Annotated in this window: 14 protein-coding genes and 2 pseudogenes; 11 read left to right on the top strand and 5 right to left on the bottom strand. The window is 63.4% G+C overall.

The annotated features are described in order from the left end of the window. Nucleotides 1-119 precede the first annotated feature (119 nt). The 6 genes and pseudogenes from AC1DN9_RS11730 (at nt 120) to AC1DN9_RS11705 (ending at nt 6,676) form a co-directional block, all read left to right on the top strand. Entirely contained in the window at nt 120-3,008 is a 2,889-nt protein-coding gene (locus AC1DN9_RS11730; RefSeq protein ID WP_478100242.1) for an adenosylcobalamin-dependent ribonucleoside-diphosphate reductase, read from the top strand. Nucleotides 3,009-3,022: 14 nt separating this feature from the next. Next, on the top strand, nt 3,023-4,039 hold the full coding sequence (locus AC1DN9_RS11725; protein ID WP_478100241.1) for a DHHA1 domain-containing protein: 1,017 nt from the start codon (nt 3,023-3,025) through the stop codon (nt 4,037-4,039). 107 nt (nt 4,040-4,146) lie between these two features. Beyond that, entirely contained in the window at nt 4,147-4,605 is a 459-nt protein-coding gene (locus AC1DN9_RS11720) for a hypothetical protein (protein WP_478100239.1), read from the top strand. A gap of 163 nt (nt 4,606-4,768) precedes the next feature. Next, nucleotides 4,769-5,923: pseudogene (locus AC1DN9_RS11715) on the top strand (molybdopterin-dependent oxidoreductase); the annotation flags it as partial. A gap of 84 nt (nt 5,924-6,007) precedes the next feature. Next, nucleotides 6,008-6,295 carry a biotin/lipoyl attachment domain-containing protein gene (locus AC1DN9_RS11710; RefSeq protein ID WP_478100386.1) on the top strand — a complete coding sequence of 96 codons (288 nt, stop codon included), beginning with the start codon at nt 6,008-6,010 and terminating at the stop codon, nt 6,293-6,295. Between the two features lie 114 nt (nt 6,296-6,409). Then, on the top strand, nt 6,410-6,676 hold the full coding sequence (locus AC1DN9_RS11705; protein WP_478100238.1) for a DsrE family protein: 267 nt from the start codon (nt 6,410-6,412) through the stop codon (nt 6,674-6,676). 12 nt (nt 6,677-6,688) lie between these two features. On the opposite strand, the gene AC1DN9_RS11700 is transcribed toward AC1DN9_RS11705, so the two are convergent. Next, nucleotides 6,689-7,438: an OmpW/AlkL family protein gene (locus AC1DN9_RS11700; protein ID WP_478100237.1), complete on the bottom strand. Its 750-nt coding sequence runs from the start codon at nt 7,436-7,438 to the stop codon at nt 6,689-6,691. Nucleotides 7,439-7,607: 169 nt separating this feature from the next. Between AC1DN9_RS11700 and AC1DN9_RS11695 the strand changes: the two genes are divergently transcribed. Genes AC1DN9_RS11695 through AC1DN9_RS11685 form a run of 3 tightly spaced genes read left to right on the top strand, consistent with a single transcriptional unit; the run spans nt 7,608 to nt 12,501 of the window. Then, nucleotides 7,608-10,517 carry an FAD-dependent oxidoreductase gene (locus AC1DN9_RS11695; RefSeq protein ID WP_478100235.1) on the top strand — a complete coding sequence of 970 codons (2,910 nt, stop codon included), beginning with the start codon at nt 7,608-7,610 and terminating at the stop codon, nt 10,515-10,517. Then, the gene (locus tag AC1DN9_RS11690) at nt 10,514-11,254 is read left to right on the top strand and encodes a hypothetical protein (protein WP_478100234.1); all 741 of its coding nucleotides are present in this window, start codon (nt 10,514-10,516) and stop codon (nt 11,252-11,254) included. Before AC1DN9_RS11695 ends, AC1DN9_RS11690 begins: the two co-directional genes overlap by 4 nt. Nucleotides 11,255-11,280: 26 nt before the next feature. After that, on the top strand, nt 11,281-12,501 hold the full coding sequence (locus AC1DN9_RS11685) for an ABC1 kinase family protein (RefSeq protein ID WP_478100233.1): 1,221 nt from the start codon (nt 11,281-11,283) through the stop codon (nt 12,499-12,501). Here AC1DN9_RS11685 and AC1DN9_RS11680 read toward each other — a convergent pair. Next, nucleotides 12,489-16,271 carry an AAA family ATPase gene (locus AC1DN9_RS11680; RefSeq protein ID WP_478100231.1) on the bottom strand — a complete coding sequence of 1,261 codons (3,783 nt, stop codon included), beginning with the start codon at nt 16,269-16,271 and terminating at the stop codon, nt 12,489-12,491. The genes AC1DN9_RS11685 and AC1DN9_RS11680 overlap by 13 nt on opposite strands. 897 nt (nt 16,272-17,168) lie before the next feature. Between AC1DN9_RS11680 and AC1DN9_RS11675 the strand changes: the two genes are divergently transcribed. Together AC1DN9_RS11675 and AC1DN9_RS11670 are read left to right on the top strand one after the other, a co-directional pair. Beyond that, nucleotides 17,169-17,828 carry an FHA domain-containing protein gene (locus AC1DN9_RS11675; RefSeq protein WP_478100229.1) on the top strand — a complete coding sequence of 220 codons (660 nt, stop codon included), beginning with the start codon at nt 17,169-17,171 and terminating at the stop codon, nt 17,826-17,828. 146 nt (nt 17,829-17,974) lie between these two features. Next, a pseudogene (locus AC1DN9_RS11670) lies at nt 17,975-18,424 on the top strand (ABC transporter substrate-binding protein); the annotation flags it as partial. Between the two features lie 102 nt (nt 18,425-18,526). Here the strand turns inward: AC1DN9_RS11670 and AC1DN9_RS11665 are convergent. The 3 genes from AC1DN9_RS11665 to AC1DN9_RS11655 are packed head-to-tail and all read right to left on the bottom strand — an operon-like array spanning nt 18,527 to nt 21,449. Next, complete coding sequence (locus AC1DN9_RS11665) at nt 18,527-19,594, bottom strand: ABC transporter ATP-binding protein (RefSeq protein WP_478100227.1); 1,068 nt, start codon at nt 19,592-19,594, stop codon at nt 18,527-18,529. A gap of 48 nt (nt 19,595-19,642) precedes the next feature. Continuing rightward, nucleotides 19,643-20,554, bottom strand: a complete 912-nt coding sequence (locus AC1DN9_RS11660; RefSeq protein ID WP_478100226.1) for a carbohydrate ABC transporter permease — start codon at nt 20,552-20,554, stop codon at nt 19,643-19,645. Further along, entirely contained in the window at nt 20,541-21,449 is a 909-nt protein-coding gene (locus tag AC1DN9_RS11655) for a carbohydrate ABC transporter permease (RefSeq protein WP_478100224.1), read from the bottom strand. The genes AC1DN9_RS11660 and AC1DN9_RS11655 overlap by 14 nt, the downstream gene beginning before the upstream one ends. Between the last annotated feature and the right edge of the window lie 146 nt (nt 21,450-21,595).

Genomic DNA, 21,595 nt, shown 5'->3' with positions numbered 1-21,595 from the left:
GGAGGTGCGAGCGGCGAGCCTACCGCGACATGGTTGAAGAAGCAAAAAGCCCCCGGGGTGGACGAAGCCCCCGCCGCCTCGCATCATGTAGACCTGTGCTTCGTCCGGACGGGAGCGCCATGACGACAGATGCCCTGAAGAGTTCGCCCACGCGGCAGACGCTGCCCCCGCAGCCGATCAGCCACGAGGTGCTGCTGGAAAAGTACGCCAAGGACAATGAGCGCAGCATCGACGACGTCCGCCGCCGCGTGGCCCGGGCGATCGCCCAGGCCGAGAAACCCGAGCTGCGCGCGCAGTGGGAGCCTCGCTTCCTGCAAGCGCTGGAGGATGGATTCCTGCCCGCGGGGCGCATCCAGTCGGCGGCCGGCACGGCCTTGTCCGCGACACTGATCAATTGCTTCGTGCAGCCGGTGGGGGACTCCATTGCATCCGACGACGACGGCCATCCCGGTATCTACGTTGCACTCACGGAAGCCGCCGAAACCATGCGCCGGGGCGGCGGCGTCGGCTATGACTTCTCGCGCATCCGGCCGAGCGGCGCCTGGGTCGAGAGCACGCGGTCAAGTGCGTCGGGGCCGGTCTCGTACATGCGTGTCTTCGACCGTTCATGCGAGACGGTCGAGTCCGCCGGTTCGCGCCGGGGCGCCCAGATGGGCGTGCTGCGCTGCGACCATCCGGACATCGAGGAATTCATCCACGCCAAGGATGACGGCGACCTGACCAACTTCAACATCTCGGTCGGCCTGACCGATGCGTTCATGAATGCGGTGCAGGAGGACAAGACCTTCGAACTGGTGCATCGGGCCGCGCCGGGGCCCCGACTGCTGGCCGCGGGCGCGCGCCAGCGCGAGGATGGCTTGTGGGTCTACCGGTCGCTTGCCGCTCGCGCGCTGTGGGACCAGATCATGCGGTCGACCTACGACCATGCCGAGCCGGGCGTTCTTTTCCTGGACCGGATCAATCTCGACAACAACCTGTCCTACTGCGAGAGCATCGCGGCCACCAATCCCTGCGGCGAACAGCCCCTTCCGCCTTACGGCTGCTGCTGCCTCGGGTCCATCGATTTGACGCGCTTCGTGCGCGCGCCCTTCGAAGCGGACGCAAGTTTCGACGAAGAGGCCTTTGCGCGCATGGCGGCCTTGGCGGTGCGCATGCTCGACAACGTACTGGACATCACCTTCTGGCCGCTGGATCGCCAGCGGGAAGAGGCGCGCAACAAGCGGCGCATCGGCCTCGGGTTCACGGGGCTCGGCGACGCGCTGGTGATGCTGAACCTGCGCTACGACAGCGCCGAGGCGCGCAATGCCGCGCGTCGCATCGCCGAAGTGCTGCGCGACGCCGCCTACGGGGCGTCGGTCGAACTCGCGGCGGAGCGGGGCGCCTTTCCGCTGTTCAATGCCGATCTCTACCTCCAGCGCGGCACCTTCGCCTCGCGGCTGCCGGCAGCAGTCAAGGAGCGCATCCGTGCGACCGGCCTGCGCAATTCGCACCTGCTTTCCATCGCGCCCACGGGCACCATCAGCCTCGCCTTCGCGGACAACGTCAGCAACGGGATCGAGCCGGCGTTCTCGTGGACCTACACGCGCCGCAAGCGAACGCCCGATGGCGGGTTCGAGGAACATGCGGTGGAGGATCACGCGTGGCGGCTGTATCGGCACCTCAAGGGCGAGAACGCGCCGCTCACGCAGGCCTTCGTGACGGCGCTTCAGATGAGCGCACAGGCGCATGAGGAAATGGTCGCGGCCGTGGCGCCGCATGTCGACACCGCCATCTCGAAGACGGTGAATGTGCCCGCCGACTATCCCTACGCGGATTTCAAGGACCTGTACCTGCGCGCCTGGAAGTCCGGCCTGAAGGGGCTGGCCACCTACCGGCCCAATGCGGTGCTCGGCGCGGTGCTGAGCACGCATGCCCCCGCGAGCGCGCAGCAGCCCATGACGATCGACGCCGGGCCGTTGAACGAGCGCCTGCTGCTCGAGCGCATGCCGCAGCCGGTGCTGGCATCGCTGCGCTGGCCTGGGCGTCCGGATTTGCCGGCAGGGAATGCGGCATGGTCGTACATGGTTCGCCATCCCTACGGCGAGTTCGCGCTTTTCATCGGCGAACTGCCGGAAGACGGCAAGCCGGCCCCGTTCGAGGTCTGGGTCAATGGGGCTGAGCAGCCCCGCGGCCTCGGCGCGCTGGCGAAAACACTGTCGATGGACCTGCGCGCGAAAGACCCGACGTGGATGCGCCTCAAGCTCGACGTGCTGACCACCGTCCAGGAAGAGCGCTCCTTCGAGATGCCTTTCCCGCCGAATGGGGAGATGCGGCGCTTTCCCGGCGTGGTGGCGGCCACCGCGGCGGTGATCCGCTGGCGCTGCGACCAGTTGGGCCTGTGGCAGGGCGAGGAGCGCGCGGCCACGCCGGTCATCGACGCCCTGTTCAGCCGGGACGAACCGCAGACCGGACCGAACGGAACGCTCGCCTGGGCGGTGGACGTCCACAATCCGGCGAGCGATGAGACATTCACGCTGATGCTCAAGGAAGTCCTGCTGCCGGACGGGCAGGGCGGCAAGGTCGCTCGGCCTTGCGCGCTGGGTCTTTCAGGCAACTACCCGAGGGCACTGGACGGCCTGGTGCGTATTCTTTCGTTGGACATGCGCGTGCTCGACCCGGCATGGATCGGCATGAAGTTGCGAAAGCTGTTGAACTACGCGGAACCGCTGGGGCACTTTCTGGCATTCGTTCCCGGGTTGCCGAGCGGCGCCCAGCGGCAGCAGGTCTGGCCATCGACCGTGGCCTACGTCGCGCGGCTGATCATCCATCGCTACGCCATGCTGGGCGTGCTGGACGCCGACGGATACCCCCTGAGGGCGATGGGCATCCTGCAGGCGCCGGCGACCCTGTCCGACCAGCCGCCGCCGATGCCCGGTGCGCTGTGCCCCGAATGCGGCAACGCCACGATGATCCAGAAGGACGGATGCGACTTCTGCACGGCATGCGGCCACATCGGAAGTTGCGGCTAGCAAGGGTGGTCCCTATGACGAAGCCTGTTGATCCCGCTGACCCTCCGACGAACCCGCAACGCATCGACGTGTGCAACGGCGATGCCGACGGCTTGTGCGCCGCGGTGCAATGGCACCTGCACGATCCGTCGCCTGCCGCGCTGGTGACGGGTTTGAAGCACGACATCGCCTTGCTTGCGCAAGTGCGCGCGCAAGCCGGCGACGAGGTCAACGTCTTCGATCTTTCGATGCAGCGCAATCACGCCGACCTGCTTCGGCTGCTCGATGCCGGCGTTCGCGTGCGCTACTTCGATCATCACGCAGTGCAGCGCGTTCCTGACCATCCGCTGCTCGAAGCGCACATCGATGGCGCGAGCGACGTCTGCACCAGTCTGCTCGTCGATCGTCATCTCGGCGGTGCGTTTCGTGCCTGGGCGTTGGTGGGCGCCTACGGAGACAACCTGGCGATGGCGGCGGAGCGCCTGTTCCAGGGCGCCGGCTTCGACACGGGGGATTGCGCGTTGCTTCGTCGCCTCGGCGAGGCGATCAACTACAACGCCTACGGCGAGGACGAGCGCGATGTGTGCATCGCGCCGCGGCGCCTGTACGAAATCATGCTGCGCTATCCGGATCCGCGAGACATGCTTGCGCACGAAGCCGTCGTCGACGAGATCGATGTCATGCGTCGCAAGGATCTCCGGCAGGCCTTCGTGGTGCCTCCGCTGTGCCAGGGGGCGCTCGCCAGCGCGCACCTTCTTCCCGATGCGCCCTGGAGCCGGCGCGTGCTCGGCTGCTTCGCCAATGAACTCGCGAATGCCGAGCCCCAGCGCGCGCACGCGGTGCTGAAGGCGCAAGGCAACGGCTATGCCGTCAGCGTGCGCGCACCGCTGGCTTCGCCGTGGGGCGCGCACGAGCTGTGCCACGAATTCGGCGGCGGTGGTCGCGCCCGGGCCGCAGGCATCGACGGGCTCGCGCTGGACGAACTGCCGCGTTTCGTCGAGGCCTTTGCGAAGAAGCGCTGGAGGGAGCCGCCGCCGGCGGATTCCAGTTGAAGCCTTGGGGCCCCATTGCCCCCATATATTCAGGGTTTGTCGCCCGCGCCAATAATCCCCGGCGGCCGGGCATGTCCTGGTCTTCTGCCTTTTTTCCGAGATCCTTGATGCTTGAGATTGATTTGTCGACGCAAGCCGACGCGGTTCGCAACACGCTTGCGACTCACGGAATTCACCGTGCGCTGGCGCTGCTCAACGACCGGACGCAGTATCGGTACACAGGCCTTTACAAGCTGGTCGGCGAGACGATGCGCGCGGCCTACGTCTTCGACCGCAGCGCTGAATATCGCACCTGGCTGAAGGTCGTTCCTCTCAGCAAGAGCCTTTGCCGGTTTGCGATCGAGAAGGGGGAATTCCTGACCAGTCACGCCTCCAAGGACCTGCTCCTGGCGGACCACCCCCATGCCGGCCTCATCGAGTCCTACTACGGGCGCTTGCTCAAGCGCCGCGACGGAACGCCTTATGGCACGTTCATTCATTTCGATCTGGAGCCGCGAAGCATCTCCCCGAGGGAATTGATGTTTCTCCAGGAAGTGACACCCCTTTTTCTGGACTACGTCGACTGAATTCGAACTGCTGTAAGTTGAAACTTACTATGAATCGAGATTCATAAAGATTTTCAATCCTTGCTGCCTGGGTTTTTGTACTGCCCACTGTGGCAGTTGAGGTACGGGCGCGCACTTTTGTCGGGCCGAACTCGGTGCCGCCTTCGACCGCAGGAGGCTCACGATGGGTATGAACCGAAGGCAATTCTTCCGCGTCAGCGGCGCGGGGCTGGCGGCATCCAGCCCGGTCGCACTCGGCTTTTCGACGACGCTGGCACTGGCGGAGGCGCGCAACACGTGCCGTGCTGCTCCGTCGGCTGCGGAGTCATCATGTACAGGCTGGGCGACGAGGCGAAGAACGTCACCTCATCGATCATTCGCATCGAGGGCGATCCGGACCATCCTGTGAATCGCGGCACGCTCTGTCCGAAGGGCGCCGGGTTGCTCTACTTCGTGCACAGCCCGAGCCGGCTCAGGTACCCGGAGATGCGTGAGCCCGGCAGCAGCGAATGGAAGCGGGTCTCGTGGGACGAGGCCATGTCGCGCATCGCCAAGTTGATGAAGGCCGACCGCGACGCGAACTTCATCGCCAGGAACGACGACGGCCAACTGGTCAACCGCTGGCTCAGCACCGGCATGCTGTGCGCCTCCGCATCCTCCAACGAAACGGGCTACGTCACCCACAAGGCGATGCGCTCGATGGGGATGCTGGTCTTCGACAACCAGGCGCGCGCTTGACACGGACCGACGGTGGCCAGTCTGGCCCCGACGTTCGGACGCGGCGCGATGACGAACCACTGGGTGGACATCAAGAACGCTGATCCTGTCCTGATCATGGGTGGCAACGCGGCCGAGGCGAACCCCTGCGGCGTCAAGTGGGGGATCGAGGCCAAGCATCACAACAAGGCGAAGCTCGTGGTCGTCGACCCGCGCTTCACGCGCTCGGCGGCCATGAGCGACTTCTACGCGCCGATCCGCGCGGGCAGCGACATCGCGTTCCTTGGAGGCGTCATCAACTATCTGCTGAGCAACAACAAGCTGCAGCAGGACTACGTCAGGAATTACACCAACGCGTCGTTCAACGTCGGCGAGCAAGATCACCGGCACGCCGAAGGACAAGTTCCTCTAGGTGTGCGAAATGGTCGCGACCGCCGCCGTGCCAAACAAGGCCATGACAATCATGTATGCGCTTGGGTGGACGCAGCACAGCCAGGGATCGCAGATGATCCGCACCGCTGCGATCGTTCAATTGCTGCTCGGCTACGTCGGCATCGCCGGCGGCGGCATGAACGCCTTGCGGGGACACAGCAACATCCAGGGCCTGACCGACCTGGGGTTACACGCACGTGATGTCGTGCTGCAGCACGGCGACAAGCCGGAGCTCTATCACGGGCTGCCCTCCGATCCGAAGATCAGCCCATGGATGTCGCTGTGGAAGGGCGCCGCCAAGCCGCTCGCGCTGGCCGCAATTGGTCGGCGCGGCGGTGGTGGGCTTCTTCCAGTACAACAAGACCGGTCCGCCGGAGTGCTGGAAACGAACCCGCTTCTGGAGGAGAAGCCAGAGCTGGTTCACCTCGATCCGTACGGCAAGGGATGGCTTGCGCGACTGCGCTTGCGGAACTTTCAGGCTAACTTGCCGCAACTCGTGCAGGGCGCGCAAGTCGCCCGCGCGATGGGGCGGCATGCCGAATCGGTGAAGGACCTGTCGTGAGCGCATCCGCAGACAACACGGCGGCTGGACTCGCCATCCTGCTGGGCGAGCGAGCCCGACGCGCCGCACCGTCTGGCAACGCCGTTCTTTCACGCGGCAGCGCTCGATCTCCCGGTGGAGGTCTATTTCACGGCGCGGAGCGTGCTGCTGCTGCAAGCAGGTGTGGCCGCATCGCTGCGGCCATCCAGCCATCCGAAGACTGTCTACGACTCGATGCAGGAAGCCGCGAAGCTGGGCGCTGTCTTCTACGCCTGTTCCGATGCCTTGCAGGCGCATGGACTTGATGCTGCGCAACTGATTCCGGAATGTGCGGGCCGCGGCGGCGCCGTGCAGTTCCTGGACCGCGCGAGCGATCTCCGCTGGCGCACCATGGTGTTCTAGTCGCTTGTCGACCTAGAAGCGATAAGCGAGGTTGAGAGCGGTTGCCAATGTACGCAGCTTGACCTCGGTCATCGTCTTCACAGGGACCCCGAGCGAGGTGTTGACGGCGTCGACCGTCACATCGGTGGTGAGCGGCGCGTAACTGAGCGACGCGAAAAGCGACCAATGCTCGTCAAGCCGGTAGCTCAACCCGGCACTCAGGACCGGATTCCAGGACGGGCTTCCGGAAACGCCGGTCACGGAAGCGGGTCCATAGCTCGCAGCCTGGAAGGCGGCATTGGTGATGTGCGGGTTGCGGAACCATGTGTAGTTGAACCCGAGGCCGACATAGGGCCGCAGCGTTTGACCGGGCTCGCCGAAGTTGTACTTCGCGAGCACGGTCGGACTGATCTGTTGCGCTTCGCCGAGCACGCCGAATACAGCGACCTGACCGGTGCCTTCGAACTTGTGGGTGGGCGGGATGCCCAGGGCCAACTGCGTCGAGAACTGGTCCGTCCAGAAGTGCTCGTAGGCCAGCAGGACAGTCCCTGCGCCCTGTACCTTCACGCCGGTACCGGCTTGCGGCTGGTACACGGGCACGCCTCCGACTTGAACCAGCGTCGTGGGTCCACTGGAGCTCCGCGGGCTCAGGTAGACCCAGCCGATCGAAAAGACGTTGCTGCCTGCGGAGTCGGCGTGTGCTGCGCATGCGGCCATTGCCATGCCGAGCGCGACGACACGGAGGATGACGCATCGGTGCGATGCGGGTCGGGACTTCGTCATGGCCAGTCCTCCTGTGCTTGCTGAATTAGCTGTGATGGCATTCTGGGTGTGTTTGGCCTGCTGGGGATCACCAACTGTGGGGAGTGATCGATGGGATGCTCCGCATGCGGCAGTTGACGCGCACGGGCAGTACGGCGAGCATTCGCCTACAACTGTGGGGGGTGGAACGATGCAAGACGACTTCGACCGCGCGCAATACCTCGCGAAGCTCGGTGCTCCGCTGGAAGCCCAGGCCATGGCGCTTCTGCTGGGTTGGTCGCGAGCAAGACAAACCCGCGAAAAGGAGGTGCGCAACTTCCTGGAAGTTTCCAAGTGGGCCGCAAGTGATGCGGGTTCCTACCCTATGCTTCCGGAAATCAAGCAGTGGCTTGAACTCGAAAACATGCTCCCCCCGGCGCTCAGAGTTTGCGGAGATTCGGGTGACACGCCGGTGGCGAAGACAGACCCCGGAAAGCCGTTGGTGCCACGGACCGTGGAGGCCATCACGTCGTGGATGACCTCTCCACTTCCTTTCGCAAAGGCACTGGAGATTGCGGATTTTCCGAGGCGCTGGGGCGAGGCAACGCCCCAGATCACCAAACTGCACTTCGACGATCTTTGTAGCGAAGGTTCACTCTGGCGAGGTCGCCTGACAAAGTGCACCGATCTCGGAAAACCCCTCGTCACCGGGCTGAAGACGGAGGAGACGATAGAAATTACCGCCGAGGGCAGCGATGCGCCGGATGGAAGCGGCCATCGCCGCTACAGCTATGTTTTCGTGTCAGCCGTCCACGGTCCGGACATGCTGACTTTGGTAGAGGACACGGGATGGATCGAACTTAGCGGCGATGCATCTGGTACACAACTTCGACTGCAGAAGCGAGCTGCCGTACTGCGCCCAGTCAAGGACGACTACGCCGCCATCCTTTCGGCGGCCTTCGTGGCCGAGCTTTGGTTATGGGCAACCGGCTTCTTCGAGGCGGCAGGAGCCCAGCCGCCAATCTTGAAGTGCCCCGAGCCGCCAAAATGGGAAAAGAAGATTTCCCCCCAGAGCAACGAGGCCAGCGTGGCCGTGCTTGGGGGTGGTCCTGCAGGGCTGGCGTGTGCGTGGCTTCTTTCCAATCCAATCTTGCAGTCCGGAAAGCCGGCCTGGACTTCAGGTAGTGGCCTGAAGGTGAAAGTAGCGCTCGTCGAAAAAGATTGTCGCTTGGGCGGGAAGGCGGCTAGCGGACGGCGCACCGACAACGAGAAGTACCGAATCGAAGAGCACGGCCTTCATGTGGCCATGGGTTTCTATGCCAACCTGCCTGCGATTCTGGAGTCAGTTGGTGCCGCAGACACGCTCCAGGACCTTTCGAACATGCGGGTTCCGTACGAGAAAGCGGGCAATCCTGCGAGGCCATGGGAACTGCCGTTCGAACCTTGGAAGAAATGTGACTGCCGCAATCCAGCCACGCTCAAGGAATGGCTGGTGCTAAACACCAAGCGTGAGTCAAGCTTTAGTGAGAAGGCCAAAAAAGAAGCGGCAGCATTTGAACTTTCGACGAATCGACCGCGACCGCTGTTGAGAACGTTCACGCTCATCGCGCGACAAATTTCCCTGCTGGAGGCGCCGCCTTTCATTCCGATCGTCACATGGCAACTGGTGGCGATGATGCTCAACTGGCTACTATCGCGCCTTTTCTGGGCCGAGCTGACCTTGGGTTACCGACTCGAAATGCTCGACGACCCCATTCATCCGGAAACTGAAAAGAGCTTCGTTTCGTCTCCTCCTCTCGAAAGCGACGTGGCGCCGATGGCGCGCTTGTTTCGATGGTTTGCTCGATTTGCGCTACCCGCCGATGACGAAAACCCAAAGATTCGCCTGGCCAGCGAGGTGGTGGAGCTCGCCACGACGATTGCCATTGGACTCGACGAGGTGCAGCTCTTTCCACGCTGGGCTGTCGATGACCCGCGTAACCTCCCCGGAGAGCTCTATGGTTGCTGGATTCGGGCCCTTCAACTCCAGGATGCGAGGTCGATCGATGCTTGGCTGATACGGTATGGCGTGGCTGAAGGATTCTCAGGTCGGAGTCGGATCCTGGCCGCAGTCACTGCAGGACTATTCACCACGCCGGACCAGATCGCGGCGGGCACCTTCATCAATGGATTGGCTCGCCTTGTGCTCACTTATGAACTGGCGCCGTACCAGCGAATGCTTGGAGGAACCGGCGAGGCAATCATCGGTCCGATCTATGAGAGTCTTCGAGACAGCAGCGTCGAAATACTGTTGGGCACCGAAGTGACCGGTGTCACCATCGAAAGCAAGTGCCTCAAATTCGTGACGCTCCTGCAGACGAAGAACTGCAAGACTGACGCGAATTTCGGCATCTGGCCGGCAGACGCAACCGATAGGCGCCGTGGATGGCGCGTCGATCTCCAATACGACAAGGTCAACGAAATGCACATCCGTCCCTTTGACGCGTGTGTGCTCGCGATACCTCCGTTTCAGGGGAGCGTCCCTGGGCTTCCGGCTGATCTCGCCGAAAAGCTCGAAGATATCCACAGCCGTGCCACTATTGGCCTGCAGAACTGGACGAATGGCGATCCACGCTTCGAGCACGCGATCATCTCTGCGCTCAAAGGAACGCTTCCGTGCACGGCTTCGATGGATCATCTCAAGGAGGGCGCCGACAACGGGGGTAGTGAGTCCGCGGATACCTACCGCCATCCTCCGATATATGCGTGCGGCGACGTCGATGACGATGTGGCTCGTCAATGGGGCAAATCTAACGTCGAGCTCGACAAGTGGCTCGAGCAAAACCAAAGCATGCTCCAAGACGGCATCCGGGCCCATGCGCCATTTTTAATTGTGAACGACAAGGAAAGCGCGCGTTATGTCTGCGCCGACGTTGAGACGCAAAAAGCACGACTCTACGTATACGAAACTGATGTCGAAAACCTCTGGCTTGCCGGCGACTGGACCCGCTCCGCGCTCTCCTGTGGCTCGATCGAAGCCGCGATCACGTCCGGCCTGGAAGCGGCACGGGACGTCCTCCAGGCATTGGGGTGCAAGGTCGATTTCCCGATCGTCGGGGCAATCTTCGAAAGGCAACCATGAATCCCTTGCACGCCCGTGTCGTCGGCGCCTTCAACGAATTGGGTTACCTGGCCTCGTTCGGGTCGGTCGCGACCAAGCTGAATATCGACGTCAAGACCCTCTATCACCTCTACCCTAGCCGCGAAGCGCTGGGAGAGGAGTGGTTTTCATCAGAGGTTCCCGACGTGCCATTGGATCCCGGCCTGCATGGTGCCTTCACGGGCTTCATGCTTCCGACCTTGCGTAACTTGGAAGACTACCGGGACTTCAGTCGGGCCTGGATCGCGGCGCTCAGGGCCATGGGCTTGCTCCATTTGCCGCAACTGCGCACCTTGCGCGATTCGGTTGCCGACAACTACTTTATCGTCTGGCTCGATGCGAACCACTCCAATCTCAGCTTTCCGCCCAATGTCCGCTACGAGGACGTTCGCGTGGAACTGGCTGACGCACTCGTTGCGCTGGCGCTGGCGCTTATCAACTACTGGGAAGCGGACCGCTCCCTCATGTACGCCCACACGTTGAAACTGGTCGACGCCATTGGCTACCTGCTCGACGCGCTCCTGATACGACGGGCCGACTTCGGACACGCGGGCCTGCTGGTGCACCTACATTGCCTCTACGCCCAACAGCAGGAGCAGTTCATCAGGCCCGTCCTCGACATTCTCCTGAAACCCGAGCGGGCAGGGCGATTTGCGGATCCGCTCAGCCTGCTCGAGGTGTTGCGCACCTTTCATCCCTCACCAGCGCAACGGACGTGAACGCGCACGCGCCTCAGATTACCGAGATGGCCCGCGGCCTTCGCCTCGGGCGCGCCGCGCTCGAAGCGGGAACCGAAAGCGTCCTCGAGCGCTTCGGTCCCTCGCGCGCCGACGCGAGCAGGGGATCGCGGCCCAGCCACGCGGTGATGGCGGCCTTGCTCGAGTTGCGCGGTGCCGCGCACAAGGTCGCCCAGTTCCTGAGCCTGGAAAGCGATGTGAGTCCGGACTTCGATGTGGCGAGCCATTCCCTCCAGGCTCCCGTCATGGGGCCGGCATTCGTGCTCGATACGATACGTGCGGATCTCGGCCGCGTCGAGAAACTGTTCTCCGACTTCACCCCAACGCCATTCGCCTGTGCCAGCCTCGGCCAAGTTCACGCAGCCACGACGCTCGATGGCCAGGAGGTGGCCGTGAAGGTCCAGTACCCGGGCATGTCGGAGGTTGTGCGCGCCGACATGCGCCTGCTTCGCCGCGCCGCAGGGATGCTGCCACACCGTGCGCACTATGAGCATCTGCTGGTGGAGGTCGGGTCACGACTGCAAGAGGAATGCGACTATGTCCAGGAAGCTCAGGCATTGGAGTGGTTCGATGCGCGCCTTTCGATCGAAGGCGTCACCGTTGCGAAGGTCTTTCCATCGTTGTCGAGTTCGCGCGTGGTCACGATGGCAAGGCTGCCCGGCCTTCACTTGGACGCATGGCTGGTGAAACAGCCGGGGCAGAGCGCAAGGGACTTTGCAGCACAGCGCTTGCACGATGTTTTCATGCAATCCGTACACGTGCTCGGCCGAATACATGCCGATCCGAATCCGGGAAACATCCTCTTCGGGCCCGAAGGCCAGGTCGGGCTGATCGACTTCGGTTGCACTCGGTGGATTCCCGACGATTGCCAGGACATGATCGTGCGTATCTGGCGTGCCGCTGCAACTCGCGACGATGAGGCCGCCCATGCGGTTTACCTCGATATGGGCCTGTTCGCGGACTTGTCGACCGATGAAGCGTGGCATGTCGATCGCTCATCCTTGCTGCCATTTCGCGAATGGCTGGCGGTTCCACTCCTGACGGAACGCTTTGATTTCGGTGAGCGACCCGAGTTTGTCGCAGAAGGCCGCAAACGCTTCGTTCGCATGCTGGAGGACCGCGCGCTTTCAGGCATTCGTCCCGAGTTCGTGCTTGTCAACCGCACGCTCTACGGCCTCTATCGTCTATTCGAGCGCATATGCGCCCGGGTTCGTTGTCAGGCCGGCTGATGTTGAGCGTGGGTCGCTCGCACGGCGGTCTCCTCGACGAGTCCCTTGAGCGCGTGCGTTTGATCCAGCAGCCTGGATTGCTCGTCGGCGGAAACCAAGCCCGCCAATAGCTCAATGCCGTGCATTTCCTCGTAGGTCATGCGGAATCGCTGTGCCAGAACAATCGAGCGCCGCAACCGGCGTCTGGCTGAGGCAATTCTTCCCGATGCGATGTTGAAGAGCGCGCAGATCCAGTGATAGCGAGCCTGGCCAAAGGGAAAAACAATGGCGAACAGGCGTAGGCCCACCATCGCCGCTCGCGCACGCCGCTGGGCCTCCGCCTTCGTCAGAAGGCCATGTGCCAACGCAGTCGCATAGACTTCACACGGTCCGGCAAAACCTTCGAGTTGCCCCCAGGTTGTTGGCCTGGCACCGGCAATGACTTCGCTGGCTCGGTCAGCGCCCACGATAGCTTCTGCCATGCGGCCCAGTCTGCACAGTGCGACGCACTGCACTCCTTCGGAAATTATCAGCGAGATGCGGTCGCGCTCCACGAGGAAAATCTGTCGCGCACGCTCCGATCGCAAGAGGGCTTCTCCGTAGTGCGCCTGATGAAGGTCCGCGACCGACAGCACATTGTGCGTCCAGCCTTGCTGTTGAACATTGACCGAGCGTTCTGCGTGTTCCCAAACGATCTTCATCCACGCACGCGTTTTGGCGTATTCGCTCGTGTAGAGCGCGTTTGTGGCGATGATTGTGAGTTGGAAGCCGCTTTGCGCATGGGCACCCAGTTCTTCGGTAAAGGACAGAGCCCTTTGTTCGGCCTCGAGCGACGCATCCCAATCGCCGATGCAGCCGAAGTACATGCCGGTGTAGAACCATGCGACGCCTTGTTGGAGGGGATCTCCTGCATCCTCCGAGAGGGCGCAGGCTCGGCGGAGGTAGCGAAGTGCGATCCCGTGCAGCCGCGCCATTCCGGCTACGACGCCGAGCATGCCGAAGGCTACTGACACCGGGGCCGCGCTGGACGCCCGCTCCGCCAGATTCACCGCGAGCAAGGCGCTCCCAAGCATCATCTCGGGGGCGTTGACGAAGTAGGCCGATTCCGCCAGCAGGCCGGCCGCGCGGGCGCCTTCGATCAATTCCTCATCTGGAATCTGTCGCGTTCCCAGATGGGACGCGAGAGTCGCGACGCGGCTGGACAGGGGTGCGGAGAGTCGATCGAATGCCGAGATGGCAGTCAGGCCAATCCAGCCTGTCGGGCTATTCGGCAATGGCCGGATGAGGAGTTCGAACGCTTTTCGAGCCTCGACGGCGACGCCTTCCACCTGCCCCAGCCCAAGGAGCGCGCGACCGAGTTGACGGTGCCAAGCCGCCAGCCGTCCTCTGGGCTGATCCTTGCCGATGGACAACGCCCGACGGAAATGAGTGACGGCCTCCTGATCCGCGCCCGTGCGCAACGCTTGCATGCCAGCGAACTCCAGCCAATGCAGGGCTTTGGGCCACTCCTGCGCAGCGAACCAATGGTGAGCAAGTTCACCGGCACACTCTTCAGCGCGCTGGGCAAGGCGACTCTCGATTGCCTGGCCCATCCGTCGATGCAGGAGGCGGCGCTTGTCACCGGTCAGCATGCGATATGCCGCTTCCTGGGTATACCGATGTCGGAAGGCGAATGTCTCCGGTCCGACCGGCAAAGTCATGTCGGACGCGACCAGTCGCTCTACCGTCGCCGCGATCTCCGAACCGGACCGCGAAGCAAGATTGCTCAGTTCCTCGATCGAGAATGTCGGCCCAATGACGCTTGCAACTTTGAGTGCAGCGGCGTCGTCCACTCTGAGGCTGTCGATTCGCTGCTCGATCGTGCTTTCAATCGTTGTTGCCAGCGGCAGGTCGCTGAGTTCGGAGGCGTTTGGCGTCCGCGCGATAGCGCCCGCCCGGATTTCGACCTTGCCGAGGGCGATGAGCATGGCAGCAAGCTCTTGCGCGAAGAATGGGTTGCCCTTGGCCCGCTCGATAACCCACTCGGCGACTGTCGCAGGCACATCGCAGGATTCCATCCGGCTCGTCAACAGGGCGGTAATGTCCTGCGGCAACAGCGGCTCCAGATGAACGATGAGCGCATTGCGAGCGCGGATGGTCTGCAGCGACGTCGGCTCCATGCCGACCATGGGACGCGCGACGATGACAATACGGAGCGTGTCTACTTCCGAGGCCAAGCGCTGAAGCAATGCCCAACTCGAGGAGTCCAGCCAGTGTGCATCGTCGACGATCAGCGCGGTCGCGTCGCGATCAGCTCGATCAGCGAAGAGCATCGACAGCGCCTCGCGGATGTTGTCGGCTCGGACCCCACCGATGAGCGCCTCCGTGGATGCCGTGTCGGGTAGCGCCAGACGCAAGGCGTCGCCCAGCAACGGCGCCCGATCTGAACTGCCGAGCAATTGCCGGGCGACGATGCTCAGCCTGTGTGCAGCGTCCATTCCCGGCTGAAGTCCGCAAAGATCTTCGATGACGGAGGCAAGGGCAGAGTAGGGCGTGTCTCGCCCGACCGGCGTGGCGATTGCAGTCCACGTAAAGCTCCCACGCATCCGCAGTTCACTGGAAAGCCATCTGGCAAATCGACTCTTGCCGATGCCTGCTTCACCCTGAATGACGATGGGGCAAGCTTTTCGTCCCCCCATCGCGAGTGCTTCGCGGACGACCCCGACTTCCTTGTCGCGGCCGAAAAACTCCTCCTTCTCTATCGAAACTCCGAGATGGGCGATCTCCAGTCGCCAGAAGGCGCGATCGCCGATCCCCTTCAATGTCGCCTGGGCATGCGAGCCCTGGACGCTCCCGCTTGCTGCCGCCCACGTCGTGTCATCGGCCAGCACTTCTCCCGAAGCGGCATGCTGCATCAATCGCGCCGCGAAATTGACAGCCGTACCCAACGAGGTCAGTTGCCGCCGCGACTCTGATCCTATCGGGCCCAGAAACACCCTTCCCGTCGAAATGCCGGCACGCGCGCCCGCGATGTCGCGCACTACGAGCGCCGCAAACTGCAAAGCCTCGGGGGGGCCGGTAGCGGCTACGCCCACCACCAGTCCGAACGCAATCTCGGCAACGAGGCGTTGGGCCTCCAGGCTGAAGCGTACAAGTTGTCCCCCCTGGCCATCGGCAGCAGTCTGGATTGCCAACGCCACGTCCTGCAACGACCTCTGACCAGCGGCGAGGTCTGCGCCGACGAAAGCGATCGTGAGGGTGCGGAACTCCCTCATCCAGTCCGTCAAACCTTCAGGGAGCCGTGCGCGGACGTATGCCGGAAGGTACGAGGAGGGATCTGCATCCGCGGTGTCATGGAGTGGAACCTTCAAACCGGACGAGGAGAGCCGCGCGATGCTGCCAGGCATGCCGGCAACGGCCGTTTCGACGAGGCTATAGACATGCTCGACCGCATCGCCGCCCGCGACCAACTCGTATCGTTCGCGGTGACCTCCTATGCGCGCAAGCTTGATGGAGCCGTGCGCGATCGCGCTGCGAAAGCCATGGTTCTTGCCGTCAGGTCCACGGACGGCGCATTGGGCGATCGCATGCGAGGCCCTCGATGCCGCTTCCACGGCGGCGTCACCTCCGAGAAAGATGCAGAGCAAGCCATCGCCAGCGAACTTGGCAACTTCGCCGCCCTCGGACATGACCGCATCGACCGCCGGTCCGAGTGCATGGTTAAGGTCGCGACTGACCAGTTCCCCCCCGTCGGCACCAGCGCTCGCAGCGAGCGCTTCGGTCAATCCGGTGAAGTCGGCCAGATCGGCCAAGAGCACAGCGCCTGGCACCAGGACTGGGGACCCATCGACCGGCACCAGCCCGAGCAGGCGCATTGGTGCGAACGCGTGTGCAACATCCAACTCACTCATAGTGGCAGCACCCTGGAGCTTGGGCCGGCACGGTCGTCAGCACGGCCTCGCAGTTCGTCGAGCGGCCCATGGCTCGAACTGCAGGTTATTGTGGGGCCGCAGGAACGCTGGATCAACAATGCCAGTTGTCGCACACAATTCCAAGGCGGGCTACGGCAGCTTGGCGTCCCCCGCGGCTCAGCCCTGATCGACCTCGTGGGGGGCGCAGACTTTGCGACATTTCTACTTGGCATGCAATGAATTCACGCCACTTCACGACTCGCAATGGAACGGAACTCGTCTTCTCGGCCCTCGGCTATGCCGGGCGCCGAAGACAGCGGCTCCGAGCACGGCCGAGGAGAGCATACGGCGCCAACGTGCGTTGACCATGAATCACTTCTTGGATTGAAGGTTGAGGGTCGACTCAATCCGGCGTCGAGCTCAGGCGCTGCCGGCCAACGGCCTGCCAACGAAACATTTCCGGTGACGGAGCCATCACGCTCGGTCAACGCCGATCAGCGCGCAGCGCTCTTCACGGGCAGAGCTTTTGCGAAATAGCAGGGATTCAAGACGGGGCCTATTGGTTGGCTTGTGTTGGCGACAAGCGCCTGCGGCTTTTTTAGGCGACGACCCGTGCCGTACCAAGTCTCACGCCACCCCTCGCTCACCCGGCATTCGCGGAGGCGCCATCAGCATGAAGACGCCTGGAAACGCCAACGCGCGGCCTGTATCAGTTGATCTCACTGCTCTCGTCACGTGACTGGCACGTGAATTGCGGCTCTGCAGCATTACCATCGATGCGCAAGGAGGGTCCGAGCGATGCCGACGCTGATCGTGACGAGGAATGCCGTCGTGCGGCGCATGATCCGGCTACTCGAAGGGGAGTTCAGGATCGGGCGCGGCCCGACCAATCATCTCGTGCTTGCGGCGGGCACCGTCAGCAAGGTCCACGCAATCCTCAGGCGGCACGGAAATTTCGTCACCCTTCACGACCTCCACAGCACCAACGGCACGCTCGTCAACGGCGAGGACGTGTCGGTGCGCCCGCTGCTGGACAACGACATCATTCAGATCTGCGACTTCGAGATGCTCTTTATCAGCAGGGACGTGCTGTCGGGCGAGGTCATTCCGGATGCTGCGCCGGAACCCATCGTGGAATCGGTCGACACGGAGCCGGCGCCGCTGGAGCCCGTTGTTGGAGTAGATGCCAGCGGCCACCGGATCGGAGGCTCGCGTGGCGCGCGCTGGGTCGGCAACGGTGTGGCCTTTACTTTGCCCGCGCAAGGCCGGGAGATCGACGCGCTGATCACGGACGACGCGCTGGCATCCCATTTCGGTGCCTATGTGCAAGCCTCCGATGGCGCGAGCCGTGCGGTGAGTGCGTACGAAGAGAACCATGTGGCCATCAACGTGGCTGCTTGGTCGCGCTACAACGGCACACGCCGAGAGCCAATCGTCGTCAGGTCGTCGGATTTCTGAGGCGCATGGCGGGATCGCAGCGGCCTTCGTCAGAAAATCTGGGAGGCCTTATTCGAATTTCGATGAAGATCGCGCCGATTTCTTCGTTCCCAACGTTACAGGACCGTCGAAGAATCGCGGTCTTCCGTTGTCCTGGAGCGCTCCGCATGTTGCACCGTCAAGCCTTTCTCCACCTCGCAGCCGCGTTTCTATTGGCACCGATCGTCGCATCCGCCGCACCGGCTGCCGGCGACCCCGTGTGGTTCGGCGTCAGCGGCCCGCTGACCGGGCAGAACGCGCAGTACGGCGCCCAGTGGAAGGCCGGTTTCGATCTCGCGCTGGAGGACGTGAACGCCACCGGCGGCATCCACGGCCGCCCGCTGACCTACGTGTTCGAGGACAGCCAAAGCGACCCGCGGCAGGCCGTCGGCCTGGCGCAGAAATTTGTGAATGACAAGCGCATCCAGATCGAGCTCGGCGACTTCTCCAGTCCGGCATCGATGGCCGCCTCGCCGATCTACCAGCGCGCAGGCCTGGTGCAGTTGGGCTTCACCAACTCGCACCCCGATTTCACCAAGGGCGGCGACTACGTCTGGAGCCCATCCATCAGCCAAGCCGCATTCTTCAACTGGGCCAATCGGCTCATGCTCGCGCTGGGCGAACCCGCGGCCAAGGGCAAGGACGAAGCGCCGCTGCCGTCTCTGTACAACTGAGTGCCCTCAGTTCAGCCGCTGGCCGCCGGCGGCGTCGAAAAGATGCGCCTTGGCCGCCACCGGCGAGAATCCCAGGTGGTCACCCGGTCGCGCGTTGATGCGGTCGCGGAATGCTGTCATGACGGTCTGGCCGGACAAGCGCAGCGCGACCTGTGTTTCTGCGCCGGTCGGCTCGACGACGATCACCTCGGCGGACAGCCCACTGCCCGGATCGATCGTGAAGTGCTCCGGGCGCGCGCCATAGAGCACGCGATCGCCGTGCGACCCGTGCGTCACCGTTGCCAGTGGCAGGCGCAAGCCGTCGTCCGTCAATACGAATGGGGCGCCGTCGAGTTGCAGGTGTCCAGGGATGAAGTTCATGGCCGGCGAGCCGATGAAGCCCGCCACGAAGGCATTGCGGGGCCGGTCGTAGAGTTCGAGCGGCGCGCCGACCTGTTCGACCCGTCCGTCCTTGAGCACGACGATGCGGTCGGCCATGGTCATCGCCTCCACCTGGTCGTGGGTCACGTAGACCGTGGTGGTGCCCAGGCGTTGGTGCAGCGCCTTGATCTCGGTTCGCATCTGCACGCGCAGCTTGGCATCGAGGTTCGACAGCGGTTCGTCGAACAGAAATGCCTGAGGCTGCCGCACGATGGCGCGCCCCATGGCGACGCGCTGGCGCTGGCCGCCCGAGAGCTGGCGCGGGCGCCGTTGCAGGAGGTCGCCGAGGCCCAAGGTGTCGGCCGCCTGCTGCACACGGCGTGCGATGTCGTCAGGCCTGAGCCCATGGATCTTCAGACCGAAGCCCAGGTTCTGGCCGACCGTCATGTGCGGGTAGAGCGCGTAGTTCTGGAACACCATGGCGACATCGCGGTCGCGCGGGGCGACGTCGTTGATGCACCGTTCCCCCAGAAAGATCTCGCCCGTGTCGACGCTTTCCAGGCCCGCGATCATGCGAAGCAGGGTGGATTTCCCGCAGCCGGACGGCCCGACCAGTGCGACGAATTCGCTGTCCCGGATCTCGACGTCGATCCCGCGGATGACGGGCGTCGCCGCGAAATTCTTGGTGAGGTGGCGGATGGTGATGGAGGCCATGGAGGTATCGAGGAGTCGAGGAACAAAGGAGGAGGAAGGGGGGAACGGTCAGTCCTTGATGCCGCCGGCCGTGAGACCGCGCACCAGGTACTTTCGAACGAGTACCGTGAACACCACGACGGGGAGCATCACAAGCGTTCCGCTGGCGGCGATCTTGGTCCACTCCCATCCTTCGTACTGCAGGAAATTGACGATCGCCACCGGCGCCGTGATGGCGTTGGTCCTGGTCAGGATCAGCGCGTAGAAGAAGTCGTTCCACGAGAAGATGAAACACAGCACCGCGGTGGCCGCGAGACCTGGCGCGGTGAGCGGCAGGGACACGCGCCAGAACGCCTGCCAGACGCCGCAGCCGTCGATCCATGCCGCCTCTTCGAGCGATGCCGGCACCGCCTCGAAGAAGGTCTGCATCAGCCAGATGACGATCGCCAGGTTGAAGGTCAGGTAGACGATGGCGAGACCGATCGCCGTGTCCTGCAGCCCGAGGTACTGATAGGCGAGAAAGAAGGGAATCGTGAAGGCGATGGGCGGTGCCATGCGCGTCACCAGGATCCATAGCGCAACGCGGTTGCGCCCCCTGAACTCCCAGCGTGTGAGGGCGTAGGCCGCGGGCACGCCGATCAGCATCGAGAAGACGGTGGAGAGCGTGCTCACGAGCAGGCTGTTGCCGAACGACTTGAGGAAATTGCCTTGCAGCAGGCTGATGAAGCCGTCCAGCGTCGGAACGAACAGCAGGCTGTCTTCGAAGATTTCGGCCGCTGGCCGGAAGGCGAGTTGCACAAGCCAGAGGAAGGGGGACAGGACGACGAGCAGAAGCAGCGCGACGGTGAGCGCGCGCCCATGCCGCGAGAGCCATGATCGACGCCGGGCGGGCGCTCGAAGGCGGGTCGCCGAGACGTCTTCGCGGCCGCTGGGCTCCCGTTCGTCGATGTCGATACCCCATGCACGGCTAGCGCTTGTCATGCTCGCTCCATCCCAGCTTTCCGACCAGCCAGCTCAAAACGAAGACACCCACCAGCATGACGGTCGCGATCGCGCTGGCATAGCCCCAATAGGAAAAGTTGAACGCCTGGATGAACCCGTAGTAGTTGGTGACTTCGGTCACCGACCCGGGCCCGCCATTGGTCAGCACGTAGATCAGCGGAAAGGCCTTGAAGCTGTCGATGAGCCGGAATAGTCCGCACACGACGAGCACGGGGCGGATGTAGGGCAGCACGATGTACCGGAACAGCTGCCAGCGACTGGCGCCCTCCAGCGTCGCGGCTTCGAGCGGCTCGTCCGGAATCATCTGCAACGACGCCAGCACCATCAGCATGGTGAAGGGAAACCATTGCCACGTGTCCGCAAGCGAGATCGCCCACAGGGCGGTGTCGGGGTTGGCGATCAGCGAACGCACCGGCCAGCCGATCGCTTCGAGCGTGCGATGGATTGGACTGACGTCGGGCGTGTACATGATCTTCCAGATCAGGGCAACGACGATCGGCGGCAGCACCATCGGGATCAGGAACACCGTCCTGGCGCCCTCGAGCACTCGGGACTTTCCGTTCAGCAGCAGCGCCAAGCCGAGCCCGACCCCCAACTGCAGCGCCACGCTGGACGCGGAGAGCTTCAGCTGCACCGCGACGGATGCGAGGAAGCGATCGTCATGCAGCAACTGGCGGTAATTGACCAGCGGGTCGTCGAAGCGGAAGGTGGCCGAAGGATCGGTGAGCTGCAGGGGCGTGAAGCTCGCCACCACCAAGGCGGCGGCCGGAACCAGCGTGATCAGCAGCAGGACGATGAGCGAAGGCGAAAGGCCGAGCAGGAAGGCGCGGCGCCGCTCCGTCTGCCAGCTGCCTGCAGGAAGTGCATGCGCCACACCCAAGTCCTCAGAGCTTCGCGCCGGCGCGCTTGAGCTCGGCGATCGAATTGGCCTGTGCCTGCTGGAAGGCCTGCTTGGCCGTGAGCTGGCCGCTGGCGATCAGCTCGATCGCCTTGTTCAGCTGCTGGTCGACCTGCGGGTAG

This window comes from Variovorax sp. 05L425, assembly GCF_056397705.1.
The sequence above is the reverse complement of the archived record's forward strand: the minus strand, read 5'-3'. Positions and strand labels throughout refer to the sequence as shown.